This is a genomic window from Thiomicrorhabdus marina (assembly GCF_017571465.1).
Taxonomy (GTDB): Bacteria; Pseudomonadota; Gammaproteobacteria; order Thiomicrospirales; family Thiomicrospiraceae; genus Thiomicrorhabdus; species Thiomicrorhabdus marina.
Map to the genome: position 1 here is coordinate 63,756 of NZ_JAGETV010000005.1, position 14,503 is coordinate 78,258.

The following is a 14,503-nucleotide window of genomic DNA, read 5'->3' on the forward strand; positions in this document are numbered from 1 at the left end:
ATATAGTTATGAAGTATCCATTTGAAAAGCCTTTGCCGAATGCACAACAAGCGTGGCAAATCATCAGTCAGCAGGAAAAACAAAATCAACAAGCGTTAGCGTCATTGTGTTCCGAGATTGCAGAGTTTATGCAGCAGAATCTCAGTTTAATTGACCGCAAGTTAGTTCGAGATTTAAGTTATATCAGCCAATTAGCTTATTATGACAAGGGCATGTTGGTAAAAAGCGTTGCGTATAAAGCCGATAGTGATTTTGTTATGCATTTTGAATATGAGTGGATTATTTTCCAAGGCTGTATGGGCTTGCATGAAACCGGTGTGATGCAAGATAAGGTTAGTTTCAGCGTGGATAAAGAAGGCAATTTGCTTTTTGATTTAACGGCTTTTGAAACGCTTTCTACTGCCGGCGAACTTTAATATACAAATTTTGCTCGTCCCTAAGCGATTGGAAATTCCGAATTAGGAGTTAGGCTGTGTTGCAATTATTTTAATGGGGCAAGTGAATTCTAGAGTTGAAAATTGATGTTTTTTGACTCTAGATTTATTAATTTCAAAATTTGGTAGTTGGTTGGAAAAGTGTTAAACACCGTCGAAGTTAAATGAGCTCTCATTCCATATTTTACCGTTATTCAGAAAACTGACGCAGCGGGTCCTGTTTTTGGCCAAGAATTCGCTGTACTTTCAAGCAATATAAATCTGATGTGAAATAAATCGTATGGTACTGGTAAATAAATCGGCTTAAATCTGGCTTCAACGACGTACAATTAAGCCCAAGATCAGGATGTTGAGCTAATGTATTAAGGGCGTTTGATATGCCTAAATAGTATTTTTCGGCCTGAACCAATCCAAAATTATTAATCGTATATCTGGCAATATTTTCAAGGTCTTTTTCAGCTTCTTTCGTAAGTATAATTTCTCGCACCAAGAATTAGCCTTTCATGCTCGATACCACCGAATCCCAAACCATCTTCGGCGTTTTTTCACTCAAACCAGATTTCTCCGCATCATCAATCATCTGACTTAGCTCAGCCTCTGCTTCATTACGCAACATTTCTTTTCGCAATAAACTACGAATACATTCTGAATCATTTCCGAAGTGACCAAGTTCAACCTGACTTTTAATCCAACTATCTTGCTGATCGGTCAATGTAATGGTTTTTCTATGCATCGCTAGACTCCTAAAAACGAGTGTATGATTATATCATACACATGATTCGGGTGAAATAATCTTACCCAAATGGGTATGTTTGAAATCGCCTCAAAGGTCTTTTGCATTTTTCCAAATTAAACAGATTTTGAAATTCCAACCTCAGAATTCACAGCTTCATTTGCTCAATATCATTCACGAGTTTACGTTCTTCTAAGCTTAGCTCTGAATAAATTTTTAGTGAGCCTTTATTTTGATGTTTGGCGTGATAGAGAGCCGTATCGGCCATTTTGATTAATTGGTCTATTTCACCTGAGTCGTTTGGATAGCAGGCACAGCCAATGGTTGCACCAATTTTAAAGGTGTGACCTTTCGCATTCATTGGGTTTTTAAAGATAGACATGAGTTTATTACCAAATATTGCTTTCTTTTTTGGATCGTCTAAATTACAGGCCAAAACCATAATTTCATCGCCACCTAAACGGATGACCATATCACTATTCTTGCGGATAACGCCTCTAAGTCGATTAGCGACAATTTTTAGCACTTCATCGCCAACATCGTGTCCGAAGTTGTCATTGACAGGTTTAAAGTGGTCTAAGTCAATATAGTAAACGCAACAACATTTATCGCTTTTATTCGCCTCAGAGAGCTTTAATGGCAGTTCCTGGTCAAGTGCCATACGGTTATATAGGCCTGTCAAAGGATCGTGATTGGCTAGAAATTTATTGCGGTTAACAAGTTTATGTTGCTCGTATTGATAGCGTGCCAGTAGAAAGGAAACTAAAACCGAGCCAATGGCTAATATCAAAAGATAAAGCAGATTGTCTTGGACGGTTTGATTGGTCTGGGCGTGATAGTCATCTTGGGGCAGATGCGAAACGAGAATCCAAGTGGCGTTTTGATGTCCTACTGTTGATATAAGTTTATGTAAATTATGCGGTTCTTTCTTATCAGAGGGATTCAGTGGGTCAAATTTTTCGAAAGTATAAAGTCCATCCTTATTTTCGTACTGACCGGCATTGTTTTCTGACATGGCTTGCCAGACATCGGGATATAAAACCTTATAGGTCAAGTCCTTCTTGTGCGAGAACATAAAGCCCCATTCCAATTTAGGGTCACTTGCTTTTAACCAATAACCGTCTTGATTTAGCAACATTAATTTAGCCTTCTCACTGAGAATCTGGTGGCCGTGTTCTAATGTTTTTAGAAGGTATTTGCCTTCGTAATTAATGATAAGCATGCCGTTTGGTTGATGGTTTGCATCAAATAGCCGTTTGCCGAGACGAATCATCGGGCGATAGGGTTCTTCGATAACTTTGTGCTCGATATTCAAGTCGAACGGCGAAATATAGATTTGTTCTGCTTTTAGCTGTTTGATGTCTTCGACATAGTATCGATGTTGCTTTTTCTGCAGTTCATGGTCAGGAACAACATAGACCTGCCCTTGGTTGTAGTTGACGCGGATAAGTTCATTGCCGTCATTATCCAGATAGCGAATTTGGTTATAGCGATGACGCATTTCGGCAAATTTTTGGTAGATAAGCTGTAACTCTCGCTTCACTTTGTCATTGTTTTTGTCGTTTTGCATCTGCGGTAAGCTAGAGAGAATGTTTAAATCCGCTAATACTGAATTATATTCATTAGCAATATCGTGTTGATAAAGTTCTAAAGAGTTGAGTTCTTGGGTTTGGTAATTTGCAAATTCCAGTTTGCTCTGTCCAAGGTACCAGCTTAAGAAAAGGGCGATGACCGTTGCACTAATTAACAAAAAAATGCCGATAAAAAGCAGTATTTGCTCTTTTAAATTTACTGTACTGTTCTGTTTTTTTAAGATTGACATGCACAAGCCCTAGGCAAAGAAACGATGAAATGTGATTAGCAGAAATAGTCAAAAGCTATCATAGCAGTATTAGAATTAATGTAATTAAGTAAAAAGACTTATTTTTTAGGCTTCTATACAAAAGTTAATTTATGTTAAAACTGTTCACTTTTATTCCGATGTTATGGCATTCAGATTGATAACCAATACTGCTATTCTGCGTTTTCCTAAGGAAACACAGAATAAGTCCCCATTGACTTCAGCGAGGAGTTTGAAGAGATAAATTCTAGGCAGCGGTTGAGAAGCATAGCCTTAGCTATGGTTGAGAACGCTAACAACGAAGTTACTCTTCAAGGCCTCGCCCAAACGAAGAACTCGCGCCCTAAGGGGTAAGTCGAGAAACGAAGAACTCGACGCCTGAAGGGGTAAGTCGAGACAGGGGCTTTGTAAAATTTTACTTTGCCTAAAGTCATTTGGACTTGTTCTGCGTTTTCCTAAAGCCTGCTTGTTGCTACAATGGCGATTCTGAAAATTGCTAATAATCCTATAAGATGCCACTGAGTTTTTTACTATTTCCATTTCTTGCTATTTTAGGTGCCATATTTGGCGCCTTAGCACCGGAATTTTTCGCTAACTTAAAACCTTGGATTGTTCCGTTATTAGTTGCCATTATGTTTGCCATGGGGCTAACGCTTGCTTTGAAAGATTTTCACCAAGTTTGGCAAGCACGCAAATTGGCTTTATCGGCCGTGCTTCTGCAATTTACATGGATGCCTTTGCTCGCATTTTTGCTTGCATGGAGTTTTAACCTACCCGAAGAGTGGATGATTGGCATGGTTTTGGTAGGTGCGACAGCCGGTGGAACGGCATCCAATGTTATGACCTATCTGGCTGGTGGTAATGTGGCTTTGTCAGTGTCTATGACTATTTTATCGACTCTATTGGCGGTGTTGTTAATGCCGTGGTTAACTTGGGTTTATCTACAAAATTCAGTCGATGTACCGGCTGGTTCAATGTTGCTAATGTTGATAAAAATTGTTCTGGTACCGATATTTCTGGGAATGTTGGTGCGTCGTTTTGTGACTGAGCAAGTGATTGCAATTAGTGGTTGGTTACCGCATATAGCAACTTGGGCAATTGCTTTGATTATTGCTATAGTGGTGGCACTAAATCAGAATAACGTTGCTGCGCTTAGTCTCTTATTGGTTTTGGCCGTTATTTTGCATAATTTAGGCGGCTTGTTAGCCGGTTATGGCTTGAGCCGTTGGATGGGGTACGATTCGGTTGTTTCCAGAACGGTGGCAATTGAAGTAGCTATGCAGAATTCAGGCTTGAGTGTGGCGTTGGCACTAAAATACTTTACTGCTGCCAGTGCATTACCGGGGGCGATTTTTAGCCTTTGGCACAATTTATCCGGGATGTTGTTTGCGGCATATTGGCAACGCAAAGACAAACGCTAGAAAAAACGGGCTCAAATAACGAGGTGTGAAATTGATTCAGCTAAGCGTATTTAACAAGGAATGTAATTTAAGGTTGGTTCGCTATTTTGTTGCGATCACCTTTGCTCTTACTATGGGAACAAGCTCTCTAGCGTTCGCACAGCAGGAATCCTTGCAAAAAAGCCAAGACATGCTTGCGCTAAAAGCATTTCCAAAGGCCGATGTGCCAACCGAAAACAGCGAAGATCCGCAAGCGGTTTTGCATTCCAATCTGGTGAAATCGGCGCTGTTGAATGATGCCTTCGGCAAACGTTGTCGAGGACGAAGTGTCGCTAAATATTTCAATCAGGTCAATCGACTTTTTATTACTAAATATTCAGTCAGCGCGAATAACTATATCGAAACGTATATTGCGCCCGATTATCGCGACTATAAAGTGGATTTCGAACACCTTTTTAGCCGCTCACTGGCGCAGAAAGGCGGCTGTTCCAAAGCTAAAGATGTGCAGTGGGATGAGCAGATGTTGCAAGAGTTCAAACAGCTGTTTAGCGAGGCGGAAGCATCTAATTGGTATCCGACTATCGAACGCTATTAATCCTTTTTATTTGCCGGTTTCGTATTCGATATTAATCACATACCAGCTTTTCTTACCGGCCGGAACCGGCACAATGACTTCGTCATCCACTTCCTTTTTCAGACAGGCGCGCGCCATTGGGGAATCGACTGAAATATAATTTTCTTGACCATAGATTTCTTCCGGCCCGACAATCCGAAAACGCAGTTCATTGCCGTCAATATCTTCCAGTTCTACCCATGCGCCGAAGAAGATTTTGCCTTCTTGCTGAGGGTGGTATTCGACAATCGTGATGTTTTCGAGTGTTTTGCGAAGAAAACGCACTCGGCGGTCAATCTCGCGCAGACGTTTCTTATTGTAGATATAGTCGGCGTTTTCCGAACGATCGCCGAGACTGGCCGCCCACGAGACCACTTTGGTGACTGCTGGACGTTCTTTACGCCAAAGATAATCCAGCTCTTGTTGAAGTTTTTCAAAGCCTTGTTTGGTAATCAGTCTACTTTTCATTGCCTGCCAATTTATCTAGGAATTGCCGCTATTCTAATCTTGAAGTGCACCGCTATCGACTAATTTTTGCTGAATTGCTTCAGCCAGCACGCGATAACCTTGCTGGTTGAAATGCACATAATCAGATTTCAACGACGCGCGTACCATAATATCGCTGACGATCTCGTTTTCTAAAGGAATTTGATACTGCTCGGCCAGCTCTTTGTAGAAGGGCGCGCTGTCTGAAAACAGTTTCTTTTCCGGCACGCCGACCAACAAAATTTGGATGTTTTTAGCTTGCAATAGTTCAATCATGGCAGCCAAATTGGATTTGGTTTGTGAATAGGGTTTGTTTCGTAGGATGTCATTGCCGCCTTCCAATAGCACCACCAAATCAATGCGTTGTTCTGTTTTTTGCAGAAGTTTTTGTAAACGCAGCAGTCCGTCAGCGGTTTTCTCGCCGGAAACACCAGCATTAATTACTTTACGCTGCGTTAATTCTGCCAATACCGCTGGATAATCCTGCTGTTTGGAAACGCCATAGCCTGCGGTCAGACTGTCACCAAAAGCTAAAATGACCGCATCATCGGGTAGTTTTGTGTGTTCAGCTTGAGAACAGCCTTGCAAGTAAAAAATTGTAAGAATGATAGGAAGGAATCTAACAAGCTTGGTGAGATGCATTCTGCTCTCCTCAGTGGGTTGAAAGACCATTATTGAAAAAAGCTTATCTTTTAGCAAATCTTGCCGATATAGATAGCACATAAAAATGACAGTCACAAGGGAAGCCGGTTAACGGTGATTTTAGGAGACTGTAATGAAGATTATCGACCAGAATTTAAGCCTTAGCGCGCAACGAGAGTTTTACCAAGAACAACAGCAATCTATTCAACAGCAACGTTTTACTAATCAGAGTGATATGAGTTCCCGCCCGAGTATTACCGTGCAGGAAGCTGTGAATAGCACTCGCTTCAATATCGGCCAAAAAGAACTTGCGGTTAATCTATCCGCTCCAATCGACGGCACTAACAATTCTGAAAGCAAATTGCCGGCGCATCTACTTAAAATGATCGAAGTAGTTGAAGCCGTGATGGAGCGTATTACCGGCGCACCTTATAAATTAAAAGTTTATGGCTATAACACAGATGCTGACGTACAGAGCGCTCAAAAAATGTCTGGGCTGAATGCTGAGAGTCGCTCAATAAATCCTATTTTCGGCAATTTTTCTACCCAAGGCATGCGCACGACGATTTCCGAACAGTTTATTGAAAGTGAAAAAATGCGTTTTTCTGCAAGTGGTTCGGTCAGCACTGCGGATGGCAGACAAATTGATTTTGCGCTTAATACCGTGCAGAGTCGTCAATTTATTAGCCAGAGTCAATTTACGCTCGAAAGCGGAGCGGTTCCACAAGATCCCTTAGTGGTCAGCTTTGGTGGTGAGCCTGCGCAACTTAGTTTGCAGTCCTTTGCAGTGGATATCGACTTGGATGGCGAGAATGAGCAGTTAAAAATGATGCAAAGCGGCAGTGGTTATTTGGTGCTGGATAAAAATGCTGATGGAGTGATTGACTCCGGAAAAGAGTTATTTGGTGCGCAAACCGGTAATGGTTTCAGTGAGCTAGCCGTTTATGACCAGGATCAAAATGGCTGGATTGATGAAAATGATCCGATATTTGCGCAGTTGCAAATTTATCATCTTGATGAAAATGGTATGCAGCGGTTAGATGGATTAATGACTTTGGACATTGGTGCGATTAGCGTGTCTTCTGTGGCCTCGGAATTTAGCCATAAGGATGAAAATAACCAAACTCAAGCGCAGGTGCGTTCTAGCAGTGTGTTTTTATTTGAAAGTTCAGGACAAGCAGGCTTGGTGCAACAGGTGGATGTGGTTGTTTAGAGGTGAAATGATTACTTCGCTGAAGTTAAGCGGGAATTGTTGTGCGCGTCTTTAGGTTAACAACTTACCGATTGCTTGAAACGCAAGCGGCAAGTTGTTGGCTGGATTAGCGATATTGTCTTAAATACAGTTTTTCGAAAATACGTTTCGCCCAATGAAATAGTCGGCATGGCGGCAATAGGGTGGTGCCTTTGTCGGTACGCTTGACAAAAACGCCGTGGCTTAGGGTATCGATAATGCAGACTAACTCGTGTTTGAATTCGATGAAGTCGCTTTGACCCTTCAGTTCTTTAGTTAGGTTTTCTGCTGCGGCTTTCGCTTGCAAGTCGGCGGCATGCGCTTGTTTGGCTTGCCAATCCGGCCCCGGAAAACTGCCGGCATCTCCGGCTACATATACCTTTTGCATGCCTTGCACTTGAGCAAACATATTGGCGACAATCATCCCGCCTTCCGACTTCGGTAGATTGGTATCAGCGAGCCAGGCAGGACCGGTCATTCCCGGCATAAACAGAATTAAATCGGCTGCAAATTCTCCGCCTTCAGTTTTTACCAGATTCTCTTCAAAGCCGACCATTTTGTGGCCTAGCTTGGTTTCAATGCCTTTTTTCTGCATCATCTTGGTAACGTTTTGCGGAACTTTTTCGCCTAAACGTTTACCCGGTTGTGGTGCAGGATTAAAGAAAATCAGCTTAAATTTATCGCGACGACCTTGCTTACGTAATAGGGTGTCGATGCCGAATAGAAATTCAAACATCGGCCCGCCACGCATAGCAGAAGGTTCTTTCGGATTGCCACCAAAACCAATAGCAATGGTTCCACTATCCATTGCTGCTAAGCGGTCGCGTATTTTTTCTGCGGCAGCAATCCCTTCGCATGGGGTAATAGCGTGCTCGATCCCCGGCAACTTTTTGATAAAACGTCCGCCGGATGCAATGATTAAGCCGTCATTATCGTAACTGCCGTTATCGGTTAGCACTTGTCTACCATCATCCGTGATTCCAAGCACTTTAGCGGCAATATGCTTAACTCGGTTTTTGCTAAAAAAATTGTCTAGATTAATTCGCAAATCACTGCCTTGGCGCATACCGGCCGGAATCCAGATAATACTTGGTAAATACACGAATTCTGCACTAGGCGAAATCACGGTAATTTCTGCAGTAGGGTTTCGTTTCCGAAGTTGCTTGACAGCAGTAAGTGCGGCAAAACCGCTACCGAGAACAGTCAGTTTGGCATTGGCAGACATGATTAAACCTCTTTCTTTGATTGCGATAATTTAGTTGAATTATTTTAAATTAGTTTTGTTTATCACGTTATTTAAATAATTTATCAAAGTGATAAAGGACAGCTAATTACAAAGTCTTAACTGAGTCTAAAACAAAAGAAATTACGGTAGTCGCTGAGATTAGAGCGATAAAACTTTTTGTTGATTTAAAATAAGCAAAATTTGTAATTCAGGAAGCGCAAAATTGGCTGATTCAGAAACGCTTAATGTAAGTAGGCACCTTATTCTTGGTGGTGCGCGTTCGGGCAAAAGCGCCTACGCCGAGCAACTCATACAGACATGGCAAAAACAGACAGATGGCACTGGTAAAGTCTATTACTTGGCAACGGCGCCGTGTACTTTTTCAGCGGATGTTAATTCAAGTGAAAATGTTCAAGATTCTGAAGACACTGAGATGCTAGAACGTATTGCCCACCATAAACGTCGGCGTCCAGAAGAGTGGCAGACTCTCGAAGAGCCATTGTGTCTGGCGCAACGTTTAGCGGAAATTGAGGACAAGCTTGCACAACCGACACAAAGTGCGGTTTTAGTCGATTGTTTAACTTTATGGATGCTGAATATCATCGAGGCGGATTGCCGCAAGCAACAAGTTCAAGCATTACTAGATTTTTTAGAACAGACCAACTTGAAGCTAATTATGGTCAGTAATGAAGTCGGGCTTGGCGTAGTGCCGATGGGTAAATTGAGCCGTGAGTTTGTCGATGAGCTGGGACGATTGCATCAAGACGTTGCGAAACGTGTCGAGCAAGTTACCTTTGTGACTGCCGGTTTGCCAATGCGGTTAAAATAAGCCGACTTAAATGAATATCAAAAACCCTTATTAAAAACACTTAAAGGATTATCCGTGACCAGTCATTTTTTTGCTTCCGTTTGCCAACCAGATGAACAGGCTCAACATGATGCTTATGCTCGGCAGATGCAGCTGACCAAGCCGGAAGGTTCTTTGGGAATATTGGAAGAGATTGTGGTGCGCTTGGCAGGAATGCAAGCTACGGCGAATCCGAAAATTGAAAAGCCTTGGATCAGTGTATTTGCTGCAGATCACGGTATTGCCGGTGAAGGGGTTTCTGCATACCCGCAAGTAGTGACGCAAGAAATGGTTAAGAATTTCTGCAATGGTGGTGCCGCCATTAATGTATTGGCAAACTTCGCTAAGGCCGATTTTGAAGTTATCGATGTCGGTGTGATTAATGATTTGGCGCCGTTACCGCATCTTGTTAGCGCTCGCATCGCAGCCGGTACGGAAAACTTTTTGCATCAAACGGCTATGAGTCAAGAGCAAATGCTACAAGCTTTGCAGATTGGTGCCGATGCTGTTGACCGCGCTAAGAATTCTAATGCAGATTTGTTTATCTGCGGTGAGATGGGAATTGGTAACACCACTGCGGCAACGGCGATTGCAGCGGTTTTGTCCGGCAAGCCGGTGTCAGAGTTGGTCGGTGAGGGGACAGGAATCAGCTTCCGTCAGAAAAAACAGAAGGCGGAATTTATTGAACAGGCAATAATTAAGCATCAAGCGCAACTGACTTCGCCGCTGCGGGTTCTGCAAATCTTAGGTGGCTTTGAAATCGCAGCCATGACCGGTGCTTATCTGCGCGGTGCGCAAATCGGTATGCCGATGGTGGTGGATGGTTTGATTGCGTCAGTCGCTGCTTGGGTGGCGGATTTTATCGCTCGCAATGATCAGCTGGCGAATTGCGACTCGATTGAAAAAATGATGGAACTGGGCAAATATTCAATTCCGGAAACCCTGTTTTGTACTTGCGGTTCCCTGCCACGCATTACCGAATGGTGTTTCTTTGCGCATCAATCTGCTGAGCCAGCACATGAAATGATCTTAGAAGCGCTTGGCGGTACTCCGTTATTGCAGTTTGAAATGCGTTTAGGCGAAGCCTCGGGCGCCGCGTTGGTAATTCCGCTTCTGCAACAGGCATGTGCTCTGCATAATCAAATGGCGACTTTCGATAGTGCCGGCGTGTCGAATGCGGATTGATATTATTCGGCATGGTGAATGTGCCGATAATGCCTTTTTACGCGGCCAGATCGATTCGCCTTTAACTCCTTTGGGTGAACAACAGATGCGGCAAGCAATTAAAGGGCTTCCAAAAGCGGATTTGGTTTTCAGTTCGCCTGCTCAGCGTACGCTAAAGTTTGCCCAAGAAAATTTCGGGCAAGTTGACGTGCTTGAAGGTTTTCGCGAGCGAAATTTTGGCGAATGGGACGGCTTAAGTTTTCAGACCTTACAGCAACGATTTCCGCAACAATTGGATCTCTATTTACAGAATCCTTTCGCCGATATGATTCCGCAAAGCGAATCGCTTACTGATTTTCAACAACGTATTGCTACAGCATGGCAAAAGTTGTGCGAAATTGACGCGCAGCATTTACTGGTTTTCAGCCACTCAGGTGTCCAGCGAATGTTGTTGAAATCAATCTTAGGATTTCCAAATAAGTATTTGTTTAATTTGAAAATTGATTATGCGGCGAGAATGACATTTGAAGTTCAAAAAACTCAACAAGGGTATTTCACGCAGTTAGTCGAAATACGCCAGAACCAAAAAGTCAGTTAGCCTAAAAACTTTGGAACCAATGTGCATACACTAAAAGAATTCGCCTTTACTCTGATTCTCGCATTGCAGTTTTTTAGTCGTTTACCTTTGGCTATCACTGTTTACTCGACGATAAGACAAACCCAGATTTTGAATTACTTGCCGCTTGTCGGGTTGATATTTGGTTTCTTAATGGTCGGAATTTTCGCCTTAGTGATTCAGTTTATCAATCTGTTTATTGCAAGTGGTATTGCTTGGTGGCAACAGCTTGGAGTGAATGAATTCGCTTTCTTGGTGTTACTGGTTTCTGTTTGGTTAAGTGGCGCTTTGCATTTAGATGGCGTGGCGGATTCTGCCGATGCAGCGCTGGGCTCAATTAATCAACCGGAAAAAGCGTTGCAGATTATGCATGACAGTCGAATTGGAACTGGAGCGGCAGTCGCGCTAACAATGTTACTTTTAGGTAAATGGCTTTTTCTCAGCGCTATTTTTGTAAAATTGTTTAGCCCCTTGGATGATACTCTGTTTATGCAGGGGTTAGTGATGTTGATGCTGATTCCTTTCTTGGCGCGCTTAATGCCGCTTTGCTTATCTCAGGGCGCAGTAATCGCTTCCCAGACCGAGAGTCACCGAAATATGTTTACTGCAGTGAAGAGTTCGACATTACTTACTTATGTTGTTTTCTTTAGCTCTCTGGTTTTGCTGGCTTTTCTTGTAAGCCAATCACTGTTTACGGTTGTTTTCGCGGCGCTTGCTTTGTTAAGCCTCGCCGTATTGGCTTTGTGGTTACGGAGTTTTGCGAATAAATTACTAGGTGGTATTAATGGCGATATTGCCGGTCTGTCGATTGAGTTAAGTGAACTGCTCTTGTTGTTTGTTCTGCTGATGGTATTACGCGTTTTTTGAACTGCCTTGCAGTCCACCGCTATGTAGTAAAATGACTGTGGAACCTCTTTTAATTTCTTGATTTTTCAGTTTTTTCCAAAAACAGTGAAAGGCTTTGGATGTGTATATCGGGTCGAGTTGAATCGCTGTTTCTGCCGTTATCTTCGGCCAAATTGTATCGACAAAATGTGATAGTTCAGCATCGGTTTTAGCATAGCCTCCTGCATGAGAATCATGATGAAGTTGCCATGCATTCAGCGTCGGATATTGTCGGTTAGCGCTAATCCATTCTTGTATTTGCGGTAGTAGGTAGTCTGCTTTATTCAAAACGGTGACGCCATGAAGGGTTCGCTGATTTTGATAGCGACTATTTGCAACCAGTCCGGCTAGGGTGGCGCCTGTACCGACAGCGCAGAACAGATCAGTCCAATTGGCACATTGGTTTTCAATCTCAGCTGTTAGAGAAGCAAAGCCTTGCACCGCTAAATCGTTGGAGCCGCCTTCCGGTAACAGGGTAATTTGCTTATGCCGCCAAGCGTCTTGCAATTGTTGTTTTAATTCTGGATTAAGTTGCGAAGCGTAATCCGTCAGTAGTTTGTAAATAAACTGTGCTGATTGCTTTAAGAGATAATCCGCTCTGCTGACAAAGATAAATTCCATTCCCAATCGTTTGGCATTTAGTAAGGTGTGGCTCCATTTGTGCAGATTATTCGCCAATTCATTTCCGCGAATAACCGCAATGACTGGAATATTAAGTTGCTGACAAGCGGCCGCTGTTGCAGCTATGTGGTTTGAGTAAGCACCACCAAAAGTTAATAGAAATTTTTTATTATATTTAAGATGTTCTTTTAAGTTTAAGTCTAGCTTGTATAGCTTATTTCCTTGAATTTCTTTATTATTTAAGTCTTCTCTTTTAACAAAAACCCGTATTTTATGAACCTTGAATAATGGGTGTTTGATCGCTTGCAATGGCGTAGTTTGTTGTTTGAGCATGGCGGCTTTCTGTTAAAATTAGCACCGATTTGTAAACGGCATAAGCCGTAAACATAAGTGAGTTGAGAAAAATACAGAATAACTGAAAGCTCGCTAAAAAAGAACGATGGAGAATAAGATAAATGGAACAGCTTACGACCAGTTTGGATGTACTGTTTATTCTGCTTGGTGCGATTCTGGTGCTATTTATGCACGCCGGTTTTGCATTTTTGGAAGTAGGTACGGTACAGCATAAAAACCAAGTTAATGCCTTGGTAAAAATCATGAGTGACCTCGGTGTTTCGACCGTAGCGTATTTCTTTGTTGGTTACGGCATCGCCTACGGTGTTTTTCTTGGCTTTAATATTGACGGCGAGTTAACGCAGGCAATGACCGAAAAATCCGGTTATGAGTTAGTCAAGTTCTTCTTTTTGATGACTTTTGCTGCCGCAATTCCGGCAATTGTTTCTGGTGGTATTGCCGAGCGTGCACGTTTCTACCCAATTTTAGTGTCGACCTTCTTTATCGTTGCTTTTGTCTATCCGTTCTTTGAAGGCATTACTTGGAACGGAAACTTCGGTTTTCAAGCCTGGTTAGAAAACAGTTTTGGTGCCGGGTTCCATGATTTTGCCGGTTCGATTGTCGTACACGGTGTTGGCGGTTGGATTGCGCTGGCTGCAATTCTAGTGATTGGTGCGCGTCACAATCGTTATAACAGTGACGGCTCTATCCGTCATGTTTACCCGCCTTCAAGCATTCCGTTTTTGGCGCTAGGTTCTTGGATTCTGGCAGTCGGTTGGTTTGGCTTTAATGTCATGTCGGCACAAGCGGTTGAAGGGATTCAAGGGTTAGTGGCGATGAACTCGCTGATGGCGATGGTCGGTGGTATTTTGGCGGCGACTTTTGTGTCGGATAAAGACCCTGGCTTCGTTCATAATGGTCCATTGGCCGGATTGGTCGCGATTTGTGCCGGTTCCGATGTAGTGAGTCCGCTTGGCGCTTTGGTGATTGGTCTGGTGGCTGGCGCATTATTTGTAAAAGCCTTTACTTGGACTCAGAAGAATCTAAAAATTGATGATGTTTTAGGTGTTTGGCCGCTGCATGGTCTATGCGGTATGTGGGGCGCGATTGCGGTTGGTATTTTCGGTTCTACTGCATTAGGCGGCTTGGGCGGCGTTTCAATGATTTCACAAGTAATTGGTGTCTTAGCCGGGGTATCTATCGCGTTTATCGGCGGTTTTATTGTTTATTGGCTAATCAATAAATTTGCACCGATGACGATGGATGAGGAAGAACAGTATCGCGGTGCGGATTTGGTATTCCACAAAACGCACGCTAATCCGCCGAAAGATGAATTTTAGTCTTTAGTCAAGATTCATCCGACCGATTTATAAGCCCGCTTTCAAGCGGGTTTTTTAATGGATAACATGCTAGAATTTGCTTAATTAAAATGC

At 42.8% G+C, this 14,503-nt stretch carries 16 protein-coding genes; 9 read left to right on the plus strand and 7 right to left on the minus strand.

The window, feature by feature from the left end; translation table 11 throughout:
* Positions 1 to 8 precede the first annotated feature (8 nt).
* Positions 9 to 416 (plus strand): hypothetical protein, encoded by a 408-nt coding sequence (locus tag J3998_RS04325; protein WP_208148241.1) that lies wholly within the window; start codon positions 9 to 11, stop codon positions 414 to 416.
* A 208-nt stretch (positions 417 to 624) separates the two neighbouring features.
* Here J3998_RS04325 and J3998_RS04330 read toward each other — a convergent pair whose 3' ends face one another.
* The 3 genes from J3998_RS04330 to J3998_RS04340 form a co-directional block, all read right to left on the minus strand.
* Complete coding sequence (locus J3998_RS04330; protein WP_341829246.1) at positions 625 to 921, minus strand: type II toxin-antitoxin system RelE/ParE family toxin; 297 nt, start codon at positions 919 to 921, stop codon at positions 625 to 627.
* Between the two features lie 6 nt (positions 922 to 927).
* Positions 928 to 1,167: a ribbon-helix-helix domain-containing protein gene (locus J3998_RS04335; RefSeq protein WP_208148243.1), complete on the minus strand. Its 240-nt coding sequence runs from the start codon at positions 1,165 to 1,167 to the stop codon at positions 928 to 930.
* Positions 1,168 to 1,315: 148 nt separating this feature from the next.
* Positions 1,316 to 2,989 (minus strand): GGDEF domain-containing protein, encoded by a 1,674-nt coding sequence (locus J3998_RS04340; RefSeq protein WP_208148244.1) that lies wholly within the window; start codon positions 2,987 to 2,989, stop codon positions 1,316 to 1,318.
* 530 nt (positions 2,990 to 3,519) lie between these two features.
* Here J3998_RS04340 and J3998_RS04345 point away from each other — a divergent pair.
* Together J3998_RS04345 and J3998_RS04350 are read left to right on the plus strand one after the other, a co-directional pair.
* Entirely contained in the window at positions 3,520 to 4,428 is a 909-nt protein-coding gene (locus tag J3998_RS04345; protein WP_243750589.1) for a bile acid:sodium symporter family protein, read from the plus strand.
* A gap of 31 nt (positions 4,429 to 4,459) precedes the next feature.
* Positions 4,460 to 5,002 (plus strand): hypothetical protein, encoded by a 543-nt coding sequence (locus tag J3998_RS04350; RefSeq protein ID WP_208148245.1) that lies wholly within the window; start codon positions 4,460 to 4,462, stop codon positions 5,000 to 5,002.
* Positions 5,003 to 5,008: 6 nt separating this feature from the next.
* Here J3998_RS04350 and greB read toward each other — a convergent pair whose 3' ends face one another.
* Together greB and J3998_RS04360 are read right to left on the minus strand one after the other, a co-directional pair.
* Positions 5,009 to 5,488 carry a transcription elongation factor GreB gene (greB, locus tag J3998_RS04355; protein ID WP_208148246.1) on the minus strand — a complete coding sequence of 160 codons (480 nt, stop codon included), beginning with the start codon at positions 5,486 to 5,488 and terminating at the stop codon, positions 5,009 to 5,011.
* Between the two features lie 33 nt (positions 5,489 to 5,521).
* The gene (locus tag J3998_RS04360; RefSeq protein WP_208148247.1) at positions 5,522 to 6,148 is read right to left on the minus strand and encodes a GDSL-type esterase/lipase family protein; all 627 of its coding nucleotides are present in this window, start codon (positions 6,146 to 6,148) and stop codon (positions 5,522 to 5,524) included.
* A gap of 133 nt (positions 6,149 to 6,281) precedes the next feature.
* Between J3998_RS04360 and J3998_RS04365 the strand changes: the two genes are divergently transcribed.
* Positions 6,282 to 7,361: a hypothetical protein gene (locus J3998_RS04365; RefSeq protein ID WP_208148248.1), complete on the plus strand. Its 1,080-nt coding sequence runs from the start codon at positions 6,282 to 6,284 to the stop codon at positions 7,359 to 7,361.
* Positions 7,362 to 7,467: 106 nt separating this feature from the next.
* On the opposite strand, the gene J3998_RS04370 is transcribed toward J3998_RS04365, so the two are convergent.
* Positions 7,468 to 8,604 carry an NAD(P)/FAD-dependent oxidoreductase gene (locus J3998_RS04370; RefSeq protein ID WP_208148249.1) on the minus strand — a complete coding sequence of 379 codons (1,137 nt, stop codon included), beginning with the start codon at positions 8,602 to 8,604 and terminating at the stop codon, positions 7,468 to 7,470.
* A gap of 223 nt (positions 8,605 to 8,827) precedes the next feature.
* On the opposite strand from J3998_RS04370, the gene cobU reads away from it, so the two are divergent.
* The 4 genes from cobU to J3998_RS04390 are packed head-to-tail and all read left to right on the plus strand — an operon-like array spanning position 8,828 to position 12,098.
* The gene (gene cobU / locus J3998_RS04375) at positions 8,828 to 9,433 is read left to right on the plus strand and encodes a bifunctional adenosylcobinamide kinase/adenosylcobinamide-phosphate guanylyltransferase (protein WP_243750590.1); all 606 of its coding nucleotides are present in this window, start codon (positions 8,828 to 8,830) and stop codon (positions 9,431 to 9,433) included.
* A 54-nt stretch (positions 9,434 to 9,487) separates the two neighbouring features.
* Complete coding sequence (locus tag J3998_RS04380) at positions 9,488 to 10,636, plus strand: nicotinate-nucleotide--dimethylbenzimidazole phosphoribosyltransferase (RefSeq protein WP_341829243.1); 1,149 nt, start codon at positions 9,488 to 9,490, stop codon at positions 10,634 to 10,636.
* A complete protein-coding gene (locus tag J3998_RS04385; protein ID WP_208148250.1) occupies positions 10,626 to 11,213 on the plus strand; it encodes a histidine phosphatase family protein in 588 nt (195 codons plus the stop codon). The genes J3998_RS04380 and J3998_RS04385 overlap by 11 nt, the downstream gene beginning before the upstream one ends.
* A gap of 21 nt (positions 11,214 to 11,234) precedes the next feature.
* Positions 11,235 to 12,098, plus strand: coding sequence for an adenosylcobinamide-GDP ribazoletransferase (locus J3998_RS04390; RefSeq protein ID WP_208148251.1), 864 nt, complete (start codon positions 11,235 to 11,237; stop codon positions 12,096 to 12,098).
* Here J3998_RS04390 and J3998_RS04395 read toward each other — a convergent pair.
* Complete coding sequence (locus J3998_RS04395) at positions 12,084 to 13,070, minus strand: 1-aminocyclopropane-1-carboxylate deaminase/D-cysteine desulfhydrase (RefSeq protein ID WP_208148252.1); 987 nt, start codon at positions 13,068 to 13,070, stop codon at positions 12,084 to 12,086. The two genes, J3998_RS04390 and J3998_RS04395, sit on opposite strands and share 15 nt — an antisense overlap.
* A 122-nt stretch (positions 13,071 to 13,192) precedes the next feature.
* Here J3998_RS04395 and J3998_RS04400 point away from each other — a divergent pair, with 122 nt between their 5' ends.
* Positions 13,193 to 14,410 (plus strand): ammonium transporter, encoded by a 1,218-nt coding sequence (locus J3998_RS04400; protein ID WP_208148253.1) that lies wholly within the window; start codon positions 13,193 to 13,195, stop codon positions 14,408 to 14,410.
* Positions 14,411 to 14,503 lie beyond the last annotated feature (93 nt).